Source organism: Mesorhizobium sp. B2-4-2 (genome assembly GCF_006442845.1).
In the GTDB taxonomy this organism is placed as follows: Bacteria; Pseudomonadota; Alphaproteobacteria; order Rhizobiales; family Rhizobiaceae; genus Mesorhizobium.
The window spans coordinates 84504-102766 of sequence record NZ_VFVM01000017.1 but is presented as its reverse complement, the minus strand read 5'-3'; the positions used below and the strand labels follow the sequence as shown (position 1 = coordinate 102766).

Below are 18263 nucleotides of genomic sequence, written 5' to 3'. Positions count from 1 at the left end.
GATCTACACCGGCGTCGATACGGCGAGGCTGTTGGAGATCTATGAATCGGCTCACCCGAGGGCGTGAAGTATTGGGGTTGCGCGAGGCTTCCGGACTTCGCCACGGGATGATGAGGGGTGGGCGGCTCAACCAACCGCAAGCCGTTCAGTAATTCGAGCGATAGTCAAAACTGATTGAACCGAAGACAATTTCGTTCTCCGGGTTAACCGTTTTGCCGTTTTTCCAGCTTAGGAAAGGACCATGAAACGGGTCATCGTCATCGCCGACCGCGCTGCGCTCTTCTCGCTGAAGCTGCTCCTGGCGTTCCATGTGCTGTTCTTCCTGTCTCTGCTCGCCGTCCTGTTGTTCGCGGCGGGCAAGGCGCATGCCGAAATCCCGTCCTGCACTGGCGCCGACATGCTGTCGGCGTTGCAGAAAAGTGACCCGTCCACCTACCGCAAGATCGAGGCGGAAGCCGCCGCAACGCCGAACGGCAAGGGCCTGCTGTGGAAGCTGGAGAAGACGGGCGAACAGCCGTCCTTCCTGTTCGGCACCATGCATATGACCGACCCGCGCGTCACCGCGCTGCCGCCGGCCGCGCAGAAGGCCTATGACGGCGCCGGCACCATCGTCATCGAGACCACCGAAGTGCTCGACCAGCAGAAGATGATGGCGGCCCTGCTCAAGCAGCCGGAGCTGATGATGTTCACCGACAGCACCACGCTGTCGTCGCTGCTGTCGCCCGACGACGCCGCGGCGGTCGACAAGGCGCTCGACGAACGCGGCATCCCGCCGGCAACCGTCGCCAAGATGAAGCCGTGGATGCTGTCGGCCATGGTGGCGCTTCCAGCCTGCGAGCTCGCCCGCAAGGCCGGCGGCGCGCCGGTGCTCGACGTCAAGCTTGCCGAGGATGCCAAGGCCTCCGGAAAATCCGTCGAAGGGCTGGAGACCGTCGCCGACCAGCTGCGCGCCATGGCTTCGCTGCCGATGGCGTTCCACATGAAGGGACTGGTCGACACACTGAAGCTCGGCGACAAGATGAACGACGTCAACGAAACCATGATCGTGCTCTACCAGCGCGGCGAGACCGGCATGTTCTGGCCGCTGTTTCGCGCCGTGCTGCCCGGCGAGACGGGCGACGCGACAGGCTACGCGGCGTTCGAGCAGACCATGATCACCAGCCGCAACAAGGCGATGGTCGATCATGCCGGACCATTCCTCGCCAAAGGCAGTGCCTTCATCGCCGTCGGCGCGCTGCATCTGCCCGGTCCCGAGGGCCTGGTCGAGGATTTCCGCAAAGCCGGCTATACTGTCACCGCTGTCGATTGAGTCGCGTGGGCAGCGGAGGAATCAGGCGCCGCGTTTTCGGCGCTTTCCTTCCCTAGCGTGAAACCCCATCAACGGTTGCGCGTTGATGGCTGTTGATTGATCATTTTCATCCACGGAGGACACTTTTATGGCGAATCCATCAAACGACACGCCCAGATCAGGTGGCGGCGGCAGCCCTTGGCTGATTGCATTGGTCGTCGTTATTCTGGCGATTGTCGCGTATTATGTTTTCGGAAGAAGTGGTGAGCATCCGGCGACCGAACCGCCCGCCGCAAGCACACCGGCCCCGGCGCCAGCGCCCGCGGAGCCGATGAAGCCCGCCGAACCGGCTCCTGCCCCTGCCCCTGCCCCAGCACCCGCGCCGGCCCCTGCACCGGCGACACCGGCTCCTGCGCCGGCCCCAGCTCCCGCACCGGCCCAGTAATCGGGCCACGGCTTTCAACGAAGAACGGCCCGCCTTCCGGTGGGCCGTTCTGTTTGGGGCAGGCAAGGAGGCAATTCCCTCAAGGGAAGCGTTACGCGCTTGCCCGGGAAAACCGTTTCACGGTTTTCCTGGATCGTTCTAAATATGGATCGGCTTGAAGAACGTCGCCAATGCCGCTTCCTTCACTGCTTCCGACATGGTCGGATGGGCATGACAGGTGCGGGCGAGATCTTCCGACGAGCCGCCGAATTCCATCAGCACCGCCGCCTCGTGGATCATCTCGCCGGCGCCGAAGCCGACGATGTGAACGCCGAGCACGCGGTCGGTGGCCTTGTCGGCCAGGATCTTGACGAAGCCGTCGGTGTGCAGCATGGCGCGCGCCCGGCCATTGGCGGTGAACGGGAATTTCCCGACCTTGTAGTCGATGCCGGCCTTCTTCAATTCTTCCTCGGTCTTGCCGACCGAAGCGATCTCCGGGCTGGTGTAGACGACGCTCGGAATGACGTCATAGTTCATATGGCCGGCCTGGCCGGCAATGGTCTCGGCCACTGCCACGCCCTCATCCTCGGCCTTGTGCGCCAGCATCGGCCCGGCGATGACATCGCCGATGGCATAGATGCCTGGTACGTTGGTCCTGAGGTGCGCGTCGGTCTTGACCCGGCCGCGCTCATCGACCTCGACGCCCGCTTCCTTCAGGCCCAGGCTGTCGGCGAAAGCGCGGCGGCCGGTGGCGATCAGCACCATGTCGGCCTCGATCGTCTCGGCCGCGCCGCCTTTCACAGGCTCGAAAGTGACGCTGGCGCCCTTCTTGGCCTTGGCGACGCCGGTGACCTTGGCGCCGAGCCTGAATTCGAAGCCCTGCTTGGAGAGCAGCCGCTGGAATTGCTTGGAGACCTCACCGTCCATACCGCCGAGGATGGTGTCGAGGAATTCGACCACGGTGACCTTGGCGCCGAGCCGCGCCCAGACCGAGCCGAGCTCGAGCCCGATGACGCCGCCGCCGACCACGACGAGATGGCCGGGCACCTTGTCCAGCGACAGCGCGCCGGTCGAGGACACGATGACTTTTTCGTCGAAGTCGACCGTGACGCCAGGAATGCCGGCGACATCCGAGCCGGTGGCGATGACGATGTTCTTCGTCTCGATTTCCTCGACCTTGCCGTCCTCGCTCGTCACCGACACCTTGCCCGCCGCGACCACCGTGCCGATGCCGCGAAAACTATCGATCTTGTTCTTCTTGAACAGGAAGGCGACGCCGTTGACGTTCGCCGTCACCGTGGCGTCCTTGTGCGCCATCATCTTCTTCAAATTGAGCTTCGGTGTCACTTCGACACCCAGTGTGTCGAAGGAGTGGCCGGCTTCGGCGAACATCTCGGAGGCATGCAGCAACGCCTTGGACGGAATGCAGCCGATGTTGAGGCAGGTGCCGCCGAAGGTCGGGTTCTTCTCGACCACCGCGACCTTCAGCCCGAGCTGCGCCGCCTTGATGGCGCAGACATAGCCGCCCGGTCCCGAGCCGATGATTACGACGTCATAAGCCATGTTTGTTTCCCTTTTTCTTGGGGCGCTCAGCGGCCGCCGCTGACATTCAGGATCGCGCCGGTCGTATAGGACGCGGCATCGGACAACAGGTAGAGAACCGCGCCCGCGACTTCATCCGCGGTGCCGGCTCTTTTCATCGGCAGAAGATCGCGGAAGCGTTCTATCCGGTCCGGCTGTCCACCCGAGGCATGGATTTCGGTATCGATGATGCCCGGCCGCACCGCATTGACGCGGATGCCTTCCAGCGCCACCTCGCGGGCGAGCCCCATGGTGAAGGTGTCGATCGCGCCCTTGGACGCGGCGTAGTCGACATATTCGCCCGGCGAGCCCAGAACTGCCGCAGCCGACGAGATGTTGACGATGGATCCACCCGACCCACCGTGACGGCTCGACATCCGCTTCACCGCTTCGCGGGCGCAGAGGAACGACCCCACGACATTGATGCGCATCATGCGCTCCAGCCGTGAAACATCCATCTCATCGACCCGCGCCTTGACGTCGACGATGCCGGCATTGTTGACGAAAGCATCGAGCCGGCCATAGCCGCGGTCGACGGCTTCAAACATGGCAACGATATCGGATTCGACGCCGACATCGCCCCTGACCGCAAAGGCCTCGCCGCCTGCGGCCTTGATTTCGCCGACCAGTGCCTCGGCGGCGGTCTGGTGGGAGGTGTAGTTGACCGCTACGCGATAGCCAGCCTTCGACCCGAGCCGGCAGATCGCGGCGCCGATGCCGCGGCTGCCGCCGGTGACCAGCAGCACCTTTTGCGTCCCGCTCATTCCTGGCACCCCTTCAAGGCGAACACATCCGACGGCACTTTCGAAAATCCGCTGCCGCCATGGGCGGTGGATTGATGCAACACCGGACCGAGATCGGGCAGGATCAGCGTCTTCGGTGCTTCGACGCCTTCGGCCGGCAACAGGCCGATGCTGCCCTTTTCATCCGACGTATAGATGACGCCGCTCCACAAGGTGCAGGCGGCAAGCTCGGTGCCGGTAACGTCGCCTCCCGGGCATTTGTACATCAGCGCCCCGTTCGGCCGCGAAACACCTTCGTTCCATTGGACGATGCCGTTCAGCACCACATCGTTGTCGAGGATCAAGCGGAACGTGTTGGTGACGGTCGCCGACGTGCCGGTCGGCGTAAAATTGATCTCACTGCCGCTCTGGGCATCGCCGTAGACGGCGAGTTCGGCCGGGCATGCGGCATTAGCGTGGACAGCGGCGAATGCCATACCGGCCGCCAGCGCTATCGGTCTGGCAGGCCCAGGGAACAGGGCCATTATTGGCTACTCCGACCGCGAGCCGCCATCCGACCGCCTCACAGATCAAGCACCAGCCGTTCCGGATCCTCCAGGCTTTCCTTGACGCGCACCAGGAAGGTCACCGCTTCCTTGCCGTCGACGATGCGGTGATCGTAGCTCAGCGCCAGATACATCATCGGCCGGATCACGATCTGGCCGCCGACCACCACGGGCCGGTCCTGGATCTTGTGCATGCCCAGAATACCCGACTGCGGCGCGTTGAGGATCGGCGTGGACATCAGCGACCCGTAGACGCCGCCATTGGAAATCGTGAACGTGCCGCCCTGCATGTCGGCGACCGACAGCTTGCCGTCGCGCGCGGCGATGCCGAGCCGGCCGATCTCCTTCTCGATCTCGGCGATAGACATCTGGTCGGCATCGCGCACCACCGGAACGACCAGACCCTTCTCGGTGCCGACGGCGACGCCGATATGGGCGTAGTTCTTGAAGATGATATCGGTGGCGTCGATCTCGGCGTTGACCGAGGGGATTTCCTTCAAGGCATGGGTGACGGCCTTGGTGAAGAAGCCCATGAAGCCGAGCTTCACGCCGTGCTTCTTCTCGAACACGTCCTTGTACTTGGTCCTGAGCGCCATCACCGCTGACATGTCCACCTCGTTGAAGGTGGTGAGCATGGCGGCGGTCGACTGCGCTTCCTTGAGCCGGCGCGCGATGGTCTGGCGCAGCTTGGTCATGCGCACGCGCTCCTCGCGAGCCGCGTCGTCGCCTGAGGACGGCGCACGGGCAGCAACCGGCGCTGCCGGGGCCGGGGCCGCCTTCGGCGTCTCGGCCGGCTGCGACGGCGCACCCTTGGAGATGGCGTCGAGCACGTCGCCCTTCAGCACCTGGCCGCGCTTGCCGGAGCCGGAAAGCTGGTCGACCGACAGATTGTTCTCGGCGATCAGTTTCGCCGCTGCCGGTGCCGGCGGCATGGTGCGCGGCTCGACCGGACCGGCGTCGCCTGCGACCTTGGCGGTCTCGGCGGCGGCCTGCTTGGTGGTCTGCGCCGCATCGGGGCTCGATGCCTGCGCCACGGCTTGCGGCTTGGTGACTGGTGCGGCGGCGCCGCCGGCCGAAATGGAGCCCAGAAGCGCGCCGACCCCGACCGTCTCGCCTTCCTTGGCCGCGATCTCGCCCAAGGTTCCAGCGCCCGGCGAGGGAACCTCGACCGTCACCTTGTCGGTTTCGAGCTCGACCAGCGGCTCGTCGGCGGCAATGGCATCGCCCACCTTCTTGAACCATTTGCCGATGGTTGCCTCGGTGACGGATTCGCCGAGAGTGGGAACGCGGATTTCGGTAGCCATTGTGCCTGTCCGTTTGTTGTCTGTCTGTTCTATTCGCTCAACTCTGCCTACTCGCCGAGCGCGTCTTCGAGCAAGGCGGCGAGCTGGGCGAGATGCTTGGACATAAGCCCGGTCGCCGGCGAGGCGGATGCCGGCCGGCCGGTGTAGCGCACCCGCTGGTGCTTGGCGTCGATATGCGCCAGCACCCATTCCAGATACGGGTCGATGAACGACCAGGCGCCCATGTTCTTGGGTTCCTCCTGGCACCACACCATTTCGGCATTGCGGAAGCGCGACAATTCGGTGATCAACGCCTTGGCCGGGAACGGGTAGAGCTGTTCGACGCGCAGCAGATAGATGTCGTTGATGCCACGCTTCTCACGCTCCTCGTAGAGGTCGTAATAGACCTTGCCCGAGCACAGCACGACACGGCGGATCTTGGAATCCTTGGTCAGCTTGATGGCCTGGTTGGGCAAGAGCTGGGCATCGTCCCACAGCAGCCGGTGGAACGAGCTTTCGCCCGACATTTCCGGCAGCGTCGACACCGCCCGCTTGTGGCGCAGCAGCGACTTCGGCGTCATCAGGATCAGCGGCTTGCGGAAGTCGCGCTTCAACTGCCGGCGCAATATATGGAAGTAGTTGGCCGGCGTCGTGCAGTTGGCCACTTGCATGTTGTCCTCGGCGCAGAGCTGCAGGAAACGCTCGAGCCGGGCAGACGAATGTTCCGGTCCCTGGCCTTCATAGCCATGCGGCAGCAGGCAGACGAGGCCCGACATCCGGAGCCACTTGCGCTCTCCGCTGGATATGAACTGGTCGAACACCACCTGGGCGCCGTTGGCGAAGTCGCCGAACTGCGCTTCCCACAACGTCAGCGCCTTAGGCTCGGCCAGGCTGTAGCCATATTCGAAGCCGAGCACGGCTTCTTCGGACAGCATTGAGTTGATGACCTCATAGCCGGCCTGCGCCGCCGACAGATTGTTGAGCGGGATGTAGCGGGTCTCGTCGCGCTGGTCGTAGAGCACGGAATGGCGCTGCGAGAAGGTACCCCGCTCCGAATCCTGCCCGGAGAGGCGGATCGGGTTGCCGTCGAGCAGGATGGCGCCAAAAGCCAGCGCCTCGGCCGTCGACCAGTCGATGCCTTCGCCGGATTCGATGGCCTGGCGGCGGTTTTCGAGGAAGCGGATGATCGTCTTGTGCGCCTCGAAATTCTTCGGCACCTCGGTCAGCTTCTTGCCGATCTCCTTCAGTGTCTTGGCCGGCACCGCGGTCTTGCCGCGCCGCTGTTCATCCTGGTTGTCGGCCGTACGCAGGCCCGACCAGGCGCCATCCAGCCAATCGGCCTTGTTGGGCTTGTAATGCTGGCCGACTTCCCACTCGGATTCCAGATGCTCCCGCCAGTCGGCCTTGAGCTTGTCGAACTCGGCCTGCGTCAAGTGGCCTTCGGCGATCAGCCGGTCGGCATAGATCTGCACCGTTGTCTTATGGTTGCGGATGTTGCGGTACATGATCGGCTGCGTGAAGGCCGGCTCGTCGCCCTCATTGTGGCCGAAGCGGCGGTAGCAGAACATGTCGACCACGACAGGCTTGTGGAACTTCATGCGGAATTCGATCGCCACCTTGGCGGCGTGCACCACGGCCTCCGGATCGTCGCCGTTGACGTGGAAGATCGGCGCCTCGATCATCTTGGCGACGTCGGACGGGTAGGGCGACGAGCGCGAGAAGCGCGGATTGGTGGTGAAGCCGATCTGGTTGTTGATGATGAAATGCAGCGTGCCGGCAACGCGGTGGCCGCGCAGGCCGGACAGGCCGAGGATTTCGGCAATGACGCCCTGGCCGGCAAAGGCGGCGTCGCCATGCAGCAAAAGCGGCAGCACCTTGGCCCGCTCTTCCAGCGGCACGATCTCCTCGCGGCCACGGCCGAACAGATAATCCTGCTTGGCGCGCGCCTTGCCCATCACCACCGGGTCGACGATTTCAAGATGCGAGGGATTGGCGGTCAGCGACAGATGCACCTTGTTGCCGTCGAACTCGCGGTCCGACGAGGCGCCAAGATGGTATTTGACGTCGCCCGAGCCCTCGACCTCGTCGGGTGCGGCCGAGCCGCCCTTGAATTCATGGAAGATGGCGCGATGCGGCTTGGCCATCACCTGGGAGAGCACGTTGAGGCGGCCGCGGTGCGCCATGCCGAGCACGATCTCCTTCAGCCCGAGCTGACCGCCGCGCTTGACGATCTGCTCCAGCGCCGGGATCAGCGCTTCGCCGCCGTCGAGGCCGAAGCGCTTGGTGCCCTTGAACTTGACGTCGGCGAACTGCTCGAAGCCCTCGGCCTCGATCAGCTTCTGTAGGATCGCCTTCTTGCCGGTCGCGGTGAAGGAGATCTCCTTGTCGGCGCCCTCGATGCGCGCCTGGATCCACGCTTTCTCTTCCGGATCGGAGATATGCATGAACTCGACGCCCAGCGTCGAGCAATAGGTGCGGGTCAGGATGTCGAGCATCTGGCGGATGGTGCCGAATTCGAGCCCGAGCACATTGTCGAGGAAGATCGGCCGGTCGTAGTCGGCTTCGGTAAAGCCGTAATTCTCCGGCGACAGCTCGTTATAGTCCTCGAGCGTGGCGATGCCGAGCGGGTCGAGATTGGCGTGCAGATGGCCGCGCATGCGATAGGCGCGGATCATCATGATGGCGCGCACGGAATCGCGCGTCGCCTGGTGCACGTCGGCGTCGGAAGGGGCGGCACCGTTGGCGGCAGCCTTCTCCTTGACCTTCTTTTCGATGTGCTTTTCGACCAGGCCCCAATTGCCGTCGAGCGCCGATACCAGCTCGCCATTGGCCTGCAGAGGCCAGGAGGGCTTGGCCCACGAGGCGCCCTTGGCGTTCTTGCGGACATCCCCGGCATCGTCCTTCAGGCCGGCGAAGAACTCCTGCCATTCGGGATTGACCGAGGCTGGATCGTCCTCATACGCCGCATAGAGCGCGTCGATATAATCGGCATTGCCGCCATAGAGGAAAGAGGTGAGCGAAAATTGGTCGTTGGCCTGATCTTGTCGTGCCATTTTGTCTGCGGAGCCTGGCTCCGTCTCCTTTCGAGGGGAATAGTGAGTAGTCAGTAAGGAGTAGGAAAAATTAAGACTTTCCCGTTCAGCTGCTACTCACCCGTTCTTCCCTTTTCACTACTCACTATTGACTACTCACTAGCCCTTAATTGCCTCGACCAGCGTCGTGCCCAGCCGGGCCGGCGATGGCGAAACTTTTATCCCGGCCGATTCCATTGCCGCGATCTTGTCCTCGGCGCCGCCCTTGCCGCCCGAGATGACCGCGCCCGCATGGCCCATGGTGCGGCCGGCCGGCGCCGTGCGTCCGGCGATGAAGCCCGCCATCGGCTTGCGGCGGCCGCGTTTGGCCTCGTCCTTGAGAAACTGCGCGGCGTCTTCCTCGGCCGAGCCGCCGATCTCGCCGATCATGATGATCGACTTGGTCTCGTCGTCGGCGAGGAACATTTCGAGCACGTCGATGAATTCGGTGCCTTTGACGGGATCGCCACCGATGCCGACGGCGGTGGTCTGGCCGAGGCCGACATTGGTGGTCTGGAACACGGCTTCATAGGTAAGCGTTCCCGAGCGCGAAACAACGCCGACCGAACCCTTGCGGAAGATGTTCCCGGGCATGATGCCGATCTTGCATTCGTCGGGGGTGAGCACGCCGGGACAGTTCGGGCCGATCAGCCGCGACGTCGAACGGTCGAGCCGCGCCTTGACCTTGATCATGTCCATGACGGGAATGCCTTCGGTGATGCAGACGATGAGCGGGATTTCGGCCTCGATGGCCTCGATGATGGCTTCGGCAGCACCCGCCGGCGGCACATAGACGACGGAAGCGTTGGCGCCGGTCTTGGCCTTGCCCTCGGCGACGGTGGCGAAGATCGGCAGGTTCTCGCCCTTGGCGCCGGTCCAGGTTTCGCCGCCCTTCTTGGGATGGATGCCGCCGACCATCTTGGTCCCGTGATAGGCCAGCGCCTGTTCGGTGTGGAAGGTGCCGGTCTTGCCGGTCAGGCCCTGCACGAGCACCTTTGTGTTCTTGTCGACGAGAATGGACATGGTGAGAACGCCTCTGAATTCAGCGATTACAAGAAAGGATTGACGGCTCGCACCGAGCCATAAACCTGGTTGTGGTTGAGATCTTCGGTGTAGAAAATCGGCGCGCCGAGATATCCGGCTGCGGCAAGAAGCGCGGCCTCGTAGTAGTGAATTCCGTAGCGGCGGGCGAGGTCCAGTCCTGCGCGAACATAGCTTTCGTCGACAGGCACCAGCGGACAAGTGCCGAGGAGGACCAGCCATTGGTCGAGCAGATCATCCCCCAGAAGGGATTTTCCTCGCGCCACCGCTGTGAATTCGGCCAAGGTTTGCCCCGACACGCCAAAGACAGTGCTCGATACCAGGTCTTCTGCGATTGGCGCGCGACGTGGGTCACGATTCTTCTCCGAAGCCGCGTAGATCAGGACGTTCGTGTCGAGAAAGCAGTCGATCTTCCCGGTCGGCATAGGCGTCCCTTCGATCCCACTTGTAGGGGGTGTCGGCGCTGTCGCTCCGTTTCGCAGCCTCGTCCATAAGCCGCTTCATTCCCGCCTTGGCCCAGGCAATCCGATCTTCCTGCTCGACTTCATGCGCAAGCAGTGAACGAATGAGGGCGTTGAGCGTCGTCTTGCGACGTCCGGCAAGGCCTCGCGCCTTCTCAAGCAGTGCCTCGTCCATGGCCAGGGTGACGTTCTTCATCGCTCGTCTCCACATAAACACACAGCCAATATATGTGTGATTATGTGTCTTTCTTCAACCGCTTTGCCCAGGATTTCCATCGCTCAGCCATCCCCCAAAACGGAAGGCGGGACGCGCCGGTAAAGGCCGCTCATCATGTCTTGCCAGCCGTCGCTGCCGACGGGCTGGAATTGCAGTCGCATGCGATAGCTGTCGCTGCCGTCGAAAGCGTAGGTCACGCGTGCGGCCCCGCGCGGCGACGAGCGCAACAGCGTCAGTGTGTTGCCCTCCCACGTGCCGGAGGCCGGCGAGGCCGGCACAAAGCCCATCGAATCGAACTGATGCATGGTGACAAGGCTGTTTTGCCGGTCGAAGCCGAACACGCTGTGCGTGCCGAACGAAATCGTCCCGTCGCGGCGCTGGCGATAGCGTTGCACTACGAACAGGCCGCCGAACTGTGCCTCTGCCAGTACTTCCGAAGTCGCTGAGCCCCCATCGGCCCATTGTGTGTCCGCGACCTCTTCCTCGCCGCGCCACGCGCCGACCAGAGCCTGCAGGCGCTGGTGATCGGCCGAGAGCGAGGAGAAAGGCGCAGCGTTCATGGGTTCACAGCCGCTTCAGGTCGGTGACGGTGAGAGCGCTCTTGGCATTGCCGGTGTTGAGCGTCGTTGCCGGTTCGAACATCAGCACCACAGGTTCCGGTGTCAGCGAACGCGGCCGGTGTTCGACGCCGCGCGGCACGACGATGAAGTCGCCTTCGCCGAGTTCGACCGGACCGTCGCGGAAATCGATGGCGATGCGACCGCGCAGCACGAGGAAGGCTTCGTCTTCGTTGTCATGGGCGTGCCAGTCGAAAACCGCGCCGAACTTGGCGACCTTCGCCTGGCTGTCATTGACGTCGCCGGCGATATGCGGATCGAAGACCTCCGCGATCTTCGCATCCGCCGCCTCGACGAGATTTATCTTGCGCGGAGGCACTTGATCAGCCCTTCACCGCCGCCACGATCTTCTTGGCCGCGTCGTCAAGATCGTCGGCCGACACGACGTTGAGGCCGCTGTCGTTGATGATCTTCTTGCCGAGTTCGGCATTGGTGCCTTCAAGGCGCACGACCAGCGGCACTTTCAGGCCCACTTCCTTGACCGCGGCGATAACGCCCTCGGCGATGATGTCGCATTTCATGATACCGCCGAAGATGTTGATCAGGATGCCCTTGACCGCCGGATCCCTGGTGATGATCTTGAAGGCCGCCGTCACCTTTTCTTTCGACGCGCCGCCGCCGACATCGAGAAAGTTGGCCGGCTCGGCGCCGTAGAGCTTGATGATGTCCATCGTCGCCATGGCGAGGCCGGCGCCATTGACCATGCAGCCGATATTGCCGTCGAGCGCGACATAGGCGAGGTCGTATTTCGACGCCTCGATCTCCTTCTCGTCCTCTTCGGTGGTGTCGCGCAGCTCGAGCACATCCGGATGGCGAAACAGCGCGTTGTTGTCGAACGACACCTTGGCGTCGAGGACGCGCAGCCGGCCGTTCTTCATGACGATCAGGGGATTGACCTCGAGCAGGCTCATGTCCTTCTCGACGAAGGCCTTGTAGAGGATCGGGAACAGCGTGCCGCCGTCCCTGGCAGCATCGCCGTCGAGCTTCAGCGCGCCATTGAGTTTCTTCACGTCATCCGCGGTAACGCCCTTTTCCGGATCGATGGCGACGGTGATGATCTTTTCCGGCGTGTCGTGGGCGACCGCCTCGATGTCCATGCCGCCTTCGGTCGAGACGACGAAGGCGATGCGGCCGACCGAACGGTCGACCAGAACAGACAGATAGAGCTCGCGCTCGATATCGGCGCCATCCTCGATATAGAGCCGGTTGACCTGCTTGCCGGCCGGGCCGGTCTGCTTGGTCACGAGCGTGTGGCCGAGCATCTCGTTGGCGTTGGCGACGACGTCGGCGACCGACTTGGCCAGCCGCACGCCGCCCTTGGCGTCGGGCCCGAGCTCCTTGAACTTGCCCTTGCCGCGGCCGCCGGCATGGATCTGGCTCTTCACCACATAGAGCGGGCCGGGCAGCGCCTTGGCGGCGGCTTCCGCCTCATCCGCCTTGAACACCGGCACGCCTTGGGCCACCGGCGCGCCAAAGCCCTTCAGCAGCGCCTTGCCCTGATATTCATGGATGTTCATCTGGATCGTCTCCGGATCAGCTGCTGGGGTTCACTTCGAGGCGAGTTGCGGCGCGATCTTGACGCAGGCCTCGGTCAGGCCCTGCACCGCCGCTACCGAGCTATCGAACATCTTCTGCTCTGGCTTGGAAAGCTCGATCTCGATGACGCGCTCGACGCCACCGGCGCCGATCACCACGGGAACGCCGACATAGGTGTTCTTCACGCCATACTGGCCGGAAAGATGGGCCGCGCAAGGCAGCACACGCTTCTTGTCCTTGAGATAGGCTTCGGCCATCGAGATCGCCGATGCGGCCGGCGCATAATAGGCCGAGCCGGTCTTCAACAGGCCGACGATCTCGGCGCCGCCGTCGCGGGTGCGCTGCACGATTTGGTCGAGCTTCTCCTTCGAGGTCCAGCCCATCTTGACGAGATCGGGCAGAGGAATGCCTGCAACCGTCGAATAGCGGATCATCGGCACCATGGAATCGCCATGGCCGCCGAGCACGAAGGCGGTGACGTCCTCGACCGAGACCTTGAACTCCTCGGCCAGGAAATAGCGGAAGCGAGCGCTGTCAAGCACGCCGGCCATGCCCACGACATGGGTGTTGGGCAGGCCGGAAAACTTCTGCAGCGCCCAGACCATCGCATCCAGCGGATTGGTGATGCAGATGACGAAGGCCTTCGGCGCGTACTTCTTCAGGCCGGCGCCGACCTGTTCCATGACCTTGAGGTTGATGCCGAGCAGATCGTCGCGGCTCATGCCCGGCTTGCGCGGCACGCCGGCGGTGACGATGCAGACGTCCGCCCCTTCGATCCCGGCATAGTCGTTGACGCCGGTCAGCCTGGAATCGAACCCGTCGACCGGCGACGATTGCGCAATATCGAGCCCCTTGCCCTGCGGGATGCCTTCGGCAATATCGAACAGAACCACGTCGCCGAGGTCCTTGAGGCCGATCATGTGAGCGAGCGTGCCGCCGATCATGCCAGAGCCGATAAGCGCTATCTTGTTGCGTGCCATGTCAGGATAGTTTCCCTTTGTTCGTGATGTCGCTCAAATCGCTGACGATCTGATGACGGCGTCGAGGAAGAGACCGGAATGCTGCGGGGATCCCGCGAGATTTCGCCGCACCCAATAGCCCCGGCGCCGCCTAAATTCAAACGATTATTTTGGAGCGAGCGTTTTCAATCGGTTAGAGTAACCGGGATTTACGTAAACGTAAAAGTTTTGAACTCGACTGAAGAGAATTTACACGATGAAGACGGAGATCGTAAGACTTGAAGCCGGCGATGACGCCCTTGTGATGCGGGTCGCCGACGATGTGTTCGACGAACCGGTCAGGCCGGATCGATTGGCAGCCTATCTCAGGGAGCCCGGCCATTTCATGGTCGTGGCGCTCGCCGACGGCGTGACCGTCGGTCAATGCGCCGCGGTCATCCACCGTCATCCCGACAAAATGACGGAGCTCTACATCGATGAACTCGGCGTATCGCCGGCCTTCCAGCGCCAGGGCATCGCGCGAAAGATGCTCGACGCGATGTTTGCGATCGGCAGGGAGAATGGCTGCGAAGAAGCCTGGGTCGGCACCGAGCCGGACAACCGTGCCGCCCGCGCGCTTTACGAGTCGCGGAAGGAACCGCACGGTCCAGCGGAAGATTTTGTGATGTATGTATACGACTTGTAGGGCTCTCATAGCAGGAGCCGTACGGATCAGCCTTTGAAGGCCCCCCGTCGGCTGGTTCTAGGCTTGCGCCTGCGCTTCGGTCGGCGTCGCCTTCGCCTTCCGCCGCTCCGCCCAATCCTCCAGCCAGTCGCGGCTCTGCATCTCGATCAGCCGCGAAGCCGTGCGTTCGAACTCGAACACCTCGACGCCGCGCTTGGCCACATAGAGTTGCTGCGGCGGCGCTTCCGCGCTTACCACCAGCCTGACGTGATGGTCGTAGAGCGTGTCGACCAGCAGGATGAAGCGCTTGGCCTCGTTGCGCCGGCCTTCACCCAGCACCGGAATGCGGTCGACAAAGATGGTCGAGAAGCGGTCGGCAAGGGCCAAATAGTCGCGCGCGCCGAGCGGCTTCTCGCACAGATCGGCGAAGGAAAAACGCGCCGCGTCGCCGGCGGCGCGCGGAACGGCCAGCTGCCGGCCCTTGACGGCAAGCGACGCCTCGGCCGTCGGCGCGCCGCGCGTCATCGTTTGCCAAGCCGCGTCCAGCGCCTCATCGGCCGCCGCATCGGCGGGCGTCACATAGACTGGCGTACGGGCAAGCTTCTCCAGCCGATAGTCCTTGTCGGCATCGAGCGAGAGCACCTGCGCATGCCGTTCCAATATGCCGATGAAGGGCAGGAAAAGCTGACGGTTCAGCCCGTCGCGATAGAGGTTCTCCGGCGCTACGTTCGACGTCGCCACCAGCACCACGCCGCTGGCGAACAGCGCCGAAAACAGCCGGGACAGGATCATCGCATCGGCGATGTCGGTGACCGAGAACTCGTCGAAACACAGTACCCAGGCCTGTTCGGCAAGCGCCCGCGCCACCGGCGGAATCGGATCGTCTTCCCTCACCGTGCCGTCCTTGCGCTCCTGCCGGTGCTTCTGGATGCGGTCCTGCACCTCGGCCATGAAGTCGTTGAAATGCACGCGGCGCTTGCGCCGCACCGGCAGCAGCTCGAAGAACAAGTCCATCAACATGGTCTTGCCGCGGCCGACGCCGCCATGGATGTAGAGGCCCTTGACCGCCTCGTGCGTCTCGCGCCTTCGGGCGAAGAGCCAGCCAAGCGCGCTCGATTTGTGCGCCAGCCGCTTCACCGAAATCTCTGATACCAGCCGGTCGAGAGCGGTGACGATCCGCTCCTGCGCCGGATCGCGCTCGATGGCACCGGTGTCGACCAGATGGTCGTAACGCTGCCTGACGGTCACATGGGTCTGGAGGCCGTCACGCAGATGCATAGGTCACGTCGTTGTCGAGGGATTGGCTTACCTTGTAAGCGAGATCGGCAGGCCATTGGAAGTCTGGCCGTCGAATTTCGAGCCGCCCGAGGAATAGAGCCGTGCCAGCGTGCCGCCATTCTCATCGTAAAGCGTCAACTGCTTGCCGGCGACGTTCCATGACTTGATGCCGTCGATCGGCGCCGGGCAATGCAGCGGTCCGGCGCGGAAACCGGCGCCGAATTTGGTCTGCGGCGTCGCCACCTTGCAGCTCTGGCCGGAAACGCTGGCGTTCCATACGCCGGCGACACTGGCCGCGGTCAGGTCCGGCGCACCCGCCGGCGCCGAACCGTCCGGCGGCAAGGAGGCGACCTGGCTGTTCTGCGGGGCGGTCGGGAATTGCGAAGGATCCGTGGTGCCGGGGGAGGCCGGGGGCGGCAACTGGTTGGCCGTCACCTGACCGGACGGCGCCGGCTGCAGCGGCGCCGGCTGCTGGTCGTCCATCGAGGAAAACCGTGAGGTTGAGCAGCCGCTCGCAACGAGCGCCGCCAGCGATACGGCCACCAGGGCTGTTTTCGAAAAAGTCATTTCAACCTCCGTCGGATCCGGCGGGGCTGCCGTCCGCACAATGTCGCCCTCCACCAAGATGGAGAAGGTGGCGAAATTTCAACCCGATATGGTTAAAATAGGGTTTGCGCCAAGAATTGTTGCAAATTTGTCGCTATCATCCGGCCAGCGGAGCGCTCGGCACGAATATATAGCCGTCCGGTCCGACGACATAGCTCTCGCGCAGGCCGTGCGGCTTGTCGATCGCTCCGGCCAGCACGATGTGGCCGTGATCGCGCGCGGCGGCCTCGACCGCATCCGGATTGGCGCCGTAAAGGCGCAGTTCGATGCCGGCGCCGCGTGTCTCGGCGCCGGCGATCGTCCCTGTCATGGCATTGTCGAGATAGGAATGGTCGGCGTGCAGCATGAACACCGAGCCCAGCAGCTCGATCGCCGCGAAATCCTCGTCGGCATAGATGATATCGGCGCCGAGCACGTCGCGGCAGAAGGCTTCCATGGCCGCCATGTCGCTCACCAGCAGGTTGACGCCGATGCCGCGCGCCAGCGAGCGGCCGAAATCCCCGGCCTTCATCCATGGTGTCCTGGTCCGCTTCATCGCCATGGCATCGTCCTCCCCAATCCGATCCTACTCAAGCCGGCCGCCCGGGCCGTTGGCATTCGGCCGGCAAACGCTTGCGCCAGCCGGCACAAGGGCTATGTCTGTCAAGACGAAATTCGCTGGAGCCGCAAATTGGCTGCGAGACCGAAAGCCGCCAATCGCTACTATAACGGCCCGCCCAGCGATCATTTCGACGGAACCTTGTTCTTCAATCCCGGCGGCCAGCCGCCGGCGCGTTTCGCCGATCTGCTGAAATGGCAGTTCAATGGCCAACGCTCGAAATGGCCGGCCACCAATCCGAGCCCCTTTCCGCAGGCAAAGCCGCCTGCACGTGTCGAGGGCGCCGGCCTGACCGTGACCATGGTCGGTCATTCCACGCTGCTGGTCCAGACCGCGGGCCTGAACATCCTCACCGATCCGGTATGGTCGCTGCGGGCCTCGCCGTTCTCCTTCGTCGGGCCGAAACGCGTCAACGCGCCGGGCATCGCCCTGGCCGACCTGCCGCCGATCGATCTCGTGCTGGTCAGCCACAATCACTACGACCATCTCGACATCGCGACGCTGAAGCAGCTCAAGGCCAGGCACGACCCGCTGGTGGTGACCCCGTTCGGCAATGACGTCCTGATTGGCGGGGCGGTTCCCGGCATGCGGCTCTCGGCGCATGACTGGGGCGACAGGGTCGACATCGGCGATGGCGTGGCCGTCCATGTCGAGCCGGCGCATCACTGGTCGGCGCGCGGCACACGCGACCGGCGCATGGCGCTATGGGCCGGCTTCGTCATCGAGACGCCGGCCGGCCGGATCTATTTCGCGGGCGATACCGGCTTCCATGACGGCATCAACTACCGGCTCATGGCTCACAAGCACGGCGGCTTCCGCTTCGCCATCCTGCCGATCGGCGCCTATGAGCCGCGCTGGTTCATGGCCTCGCAGCATCAAAACCCGGAGGAGGCGGTGCAAGGCATGACATTGTGCAACGCCGCCTATGCGGCCGGCTGCCATTGGGGCACGTTCCAGCTCACCGACGAACCGATCGACGAGCCGGCACGCAAGCTCGACGAGGCGCTGGAGGCCGAGGGCCTGCCGCGCGAACGTTTTCGCGCCTTGCGGCCAGGTGAGGTCTGGGACGTGCCGCAGGAAGCGGCGCTTTGACCGGGGCCGGCCGCGGCCGGCGGAACCCGAGCGCCACCGGCGCGTTTGTTGAAGGGGCTTCGATTTCTATCGCTTTGCGAGGCATTTCCATGCTTAAATGGATCATCATTCTCCTGATTATCGCCGCCGCTGCGAGCCTGCTCGGCATGCCGGCATTAGCAGGTGCGGCCGCCACCGGCGCGCGCATCCTGATCGGTATCGTGCTGATCATATTCCTGCTGATCGTGCTCGGCGTCTTCGCCGTCACCTGAAGGCGCGA

Annotated in this window: 19 protein-coding genes; 4 read left to right on the top strand and 15 right to left on the bottom strand. The window is 63.5% G+C overall.

Features of this window, described 5'->3' with window-relative positions; genetic code table 11:
• Positions 1 to 241: 241 nt before the first annotated feature.
• On the top strand, positions 242 to 1309 hold the full coding sequence (locus FJ942_RS26805; protein ID WP_140559275.1) for a TraB/GumN family protein: 1068 nt from the start codon (positions 242 to 244) through the stop codon (positions 1307 to 1309).
• Between the two features lie 562 nt (positions 1310 to 1871).
• Here the strand turns inward: FJ942_RS26805 and lpdA are convergent.
• The 12 genes from lpdA to mdh all read right to left on the bottom strand — a co-directional run bounded on the left by lpdA (position 1872) and on the right by mdh (position 13787).
• Positions 1872 to 3275: a dihydrolipoyl dehydrogenase gene (gene lpdA, locus FJ942_RS26795; RefSeq protein WP_140899496.1), complete on the bottom strand. Its 1404-nt coding sequence runs from the start codon at positions 3273 to 3275 to the stop codon at positions 1872 to 1874.
• Positions 3276 to 3301: 26 nt separating this feature from the next.
• A complete protein-coding gene (locus FJ942_RS26790; RefSeq protein ID WP_140554849.1) occupies positions 3302 to 4057 on the bottom strand; it encodes an SDR family oxidoreductase in 756 nt (251 codons plus the stop codon).
• Positions 4054 to 4512 (bottom strand): hypothetical protein, encoded by a 459-nt coding sequence (locus FJ942_RS26785; RefSeq protein ID WP_181167375.1) that lies wholly within the window; start codon positions 4510 to 4512, stop codon positions 4054 to 4056. The genes FJ942_RS26790 and FJ942_RS26785 overlap by 4 nt, the downstream gene beginning before the upstream one ends.
• An 86-nt stretch (positions 4513 to 4598) precedes the next feature.
• Positions 4599 to 5885, bottom strand: a complete 1287-nt coding sequence (odhB, locus tag FJ942_RS26780) for a 2-oxoglutarate dehydrogenase complex dihydrolipoyllysine-residue succinyltransferase (protein ID WP_140899494.1) — start codon at positions 5883 to 5885, stop codon at positions 4599 to 4601.
• A gap of 47 nt (positions 5886 to 5932) precedes the next feature.
• Positions 5933 to 8917 (bottom strand): 2-oxoglutarate dehydrogenase E1 component, encoded by a 2985-nt coding sequence (locus tag FJ942_RS26775; protein WP_140899492.1) that lies wholly within the window; start codon positions 8915 to 8917, stop codon positions 5933 to 5935.
• 138 nt (positions 8918 to 9055) lie between these two features.
• A complete protein-coding gene (gene sucD, locus FJ942_RS26770) occupies positions 9056 to 9958 on the bottom strand; it encodes a succinate--CoA ligase subunit alpha (protein ID WP_140518080.1) in 903 nt (300 codons plus the stop codon).
• Positions 9959 to 9984: 26 nt separating this feature from the next.
• Entirely contained in the window at positions 9985 to 10401 is a 417-nt protein-coding gene (locus tag FJ942_RS26765) for a PIN domain-containing protein (RefSeq protein WP_140899490.1), read from the bottom strand.
• Positions 10328 to 10633, bottom strand: coding sequence for a hypothetical protein (locus FJ942_RS26760; RefSeq protein WP_140492797.1), 306 nt, complete (start codon positions 10631 to 10633; stop codon positions 10328 to 10330). The genes FJ942_RS26765 and FJ942_RS26760 overlap by 74 nt, the downstream gene beginning before the upstream one ends.
• Before the next feature lie 83 nt (positions 10634 to 10716).
• A complete protein-coding gene (locus FJ942_RS26755) occupies positions 10717 to 11214 on the bottom strand; it encodes a DUF1579 family protein (RefSeq protein ID WP_140899488.1) in 498 nt (165 codons plus the stop codon).
• A 4-nt stretch (positions 11215 to 11218) separates the two neighbouring features.
• Positions 11219 to 11590, bottom strand: a complete 372-nt coding sequence (locus tag FJ942_RS26750) for a cupin domain-containing protein (RefSeq protein WP_140518078.1) — start codon at positions 11588 to 11590, stop codon at positions 11219 to 11221.
• Positions 11591 to 11594: 4 nt separating this feature from the next.
• Positions 11595 to 12788 (bottom strand): ADP-forming succinate--CoA ligase subunit beta, encoded by a 1194-nt coding sequence (sucC, locus tag FJ942_RS26745; RefSeq protein ID WP_140492804.1) that lies wholly within the window; start codon positions 12786 to 12788, stop codon positions 11595 to 11597.
• A 30-nt stretch (positions 12789 to 12818) separates the two neighbouring features.
• Entirely contained in the window at positions 12819 to 13787 is a 969-nt protein-coding gene (mdh, locus tag FJ942_RS26740; protein WP_140492808.1) for a malate dehydrogenase, read from the bottom strand.
• Between the two features lie 235 nt (positions 13788 to 14022).
• Between mdh and FJ942_RS26735 the strand changes: the two genes are divergently transcribed.
• On the top strand, positions 14023 to 14451 hold the full coding sequence (locus FJ942_RS26735; RefSeq protein ID WP_140899486.1) for a GNAT family N-acetyltransferase: 429 nt from the start codon (positions 14023 to 14025) through the stop codon (positions 14449 to 14451).
• A gap of 57 nt (positions 14452 to 14508) precedes the next feature.
• Here the strand turns inward: FJ942_RS26735 and zapE are convergent, their stop codons facing one another.
• The 3 genes from zapE to FJ942_RS26720 all read right to left on the bottom strand — a co-directional run bounded on the left by zapE (position 14509) and on the right by FJ942_RS26720 (position 16855).
• On the bottom strand, positions 14509 to 15708 hold the full coding sequence (gene zapE, locus FJ942_RS26730; RefSeq protein ID WP_140554855.1) for a cell division protein ZapE: 1200 nt from the start codon (positions 15706 to 15708) through the stop codon (positions 14509 to 14511).
• A 27-nt stretch (positions 15709 to 15735) separates the two neighbouring features.
• Complete coding sequence (locus FJ942_RS26725) at positions 15736 to 16275, bottom strand: protease inhibitor Inh/omp19 family protein (protein WP_140492818.1); 540 nt, start codon at positions 16273 to 16275, stop codon at positions 15736 to 15738.
• A gap of 136 nt (positions 16276 to 16411) precedes the next feature.
• Positions 16412 to 16855, bottom strand: a complete 444-nt coding sequence (locus tag FJ942_RS26720; RefSeq protein WP_140492821.1) for a hypothetical protein — start codon at positions 16853 to 16855, stop codon at positions 16412 to 16414.
• 129 nt (positions 16856 to 16984) lie between these two features.
• Here FJ942_RS26720 and FJ942_RS26715 point away from each other — a divergent pair, with 129 nt between their 5' ends.
• Positions 16985 to 18004 carry an MBL fold metallo-hydrolase gene (locus FJ942_RS26715; RefSeq protein ID WP_140518075.1) on the top strand — a complete coding sequence of 340 codons (1020 nt, stop codon included), beginning with the start codon at positions 16985 to 16987 and terminating at the stop codon, positions 18002 to 18004.
• An 89-nt stretch (positions 18005 to 18093) separates the two neighbouring features.
• On the top strand, positions 18094 to 18255 hold the full coding sequence (locus FJ942_RS26710) for a DUF1328 family protein (RefSeq protein WP_140518074.1): 162 nt from the start codon (positions 18094 to 18096) through the stop codon (positions 18253 to 18255).
• The last annotated feature ends 8 nt before the right edge of the window (positions 18256 to 18263 follow it).

Excerpts from the sequence above, each read along its gene's own strand:
- FJ942_RS26805 (WP_140559275.1), top strand. The coding sequence starts at position 242 with ATGAAACGGGTCATCGTCATCGCCGACCGCGCTGCGCTCTTCTCGCTG.
- lpdA (WP_140899496.1), bottom strand. The coding sequence starts at position 3,275 with ATGGCTTATGACGTCGTAATCATCGGCTCGGGACCGGGCGGCTATGTC.
- FJ942_RS26790 (WP_140554849.1), bottom strand. The coding sequence starts at position 4,057 with ATGAGCGGGACGCAAAAGGTGCTGCTGGTCACCGGCGGCAGCCGCGGC.
- FJ942_RS26785 (WP_181167375.1), bottom strand. The coding sequence starts at position 4,512 with ATGGCATTCGCCGCTGTCCACGCTAATGCCGCATGCCCGGCCGAACTC.
- odhB (WP_140899494.1), bottom strand. The coding sequence starts at position 5,885 with ATGGCTACCGAAATCCGCGTTCCCACTCTCGGCGAATCCGTCACCGAG.
- FJ942_RS26775 (WP_140899492.1), bottom strand. The coding sequence starts at position 8,917 with ATGGCACGACAAGATCAGGCCAACGACCAATTTTCGCTCACCTCTTTC.
- sucD (WP_140518080.1), bottom strand. The coding sequence starts at position 9,958 with ATGTCCATTCTCGTCGACAAGAACACAAAGGTGCTCGTGCAGGGCCTG.
- FJ942_RS26765 (WP_140899490.1), bottom strand. The coding sequence starts at position 10,401 with ATGCCGACCGGGAAGATCGACTGCTTTCTCGACACGAACGTCCTGATC.
- FJ942_RS26760 (WP_140492797.1), bottom strand. The coding sequence starts at position 10,633 with ATGAAGAACGTCACCCTGGCCATGGACGAGGCACTGCTTGAGAAGGCG.
- FJ942_RS26755 (WP_140899488.1), bottom strand. The coding sequence starts at position 11,214 with ATGAACGCTGCGCCTTTCTCCTCGCTCTCGGCCGATCACCAGCGCCTG.
- sucC (WP_140492804.1), bottom strand. The coding sequence starts at position 12,788 with ATGAACATCCATGAATATCAGGGCAAGGCGCTGCTGAAGGGCTTTGGC.
- mdh (WP_140492808.1), bottom strand. The coding sequence starts at position 13,787 with ATGGCACGCAACAAGATAGCGCTTATCGGCTCTGGCATGATCGGCGGC.
- FJ942_RS26735 (WP_140899486.1), top strand. The coding sequence starts at position 14,023 with ATGAAGACGGAGATCGTAAGACTTGAAGCCGGCGATGACGCCCTTGTG.
- zapE (WP_140554855.1), bottom strand. The coding sequence starts at position 15,708 with ATGCATCTGCGTGACGGCCTCCAGACCCATGTGACCGTCAGGCAGCGT.
- FJ942_RS26725 (WP_140492818.1), bottom strand. The coding sequence starts at position 16,275 with ATGACTTTTTCGAAAACAGCCCTGGTGGCCGTATCGCTGGCGGCGCTC.
- FJ942_RS26720 (WP_140492821.1), bottom strand. The coding sequence starts at position 16,855 with ATGGCGATGAAGCGGACCAGGACACCATGGATGAAGGCCGGGGATTTC.
- FJ942_RS26710 (WP_140518074.1), top strand. The coding sequence starts at position 18,094 with ATGCTTAAATGGATCATCATTCTCCTGATTATCGCCGCCGCTGCGAGC.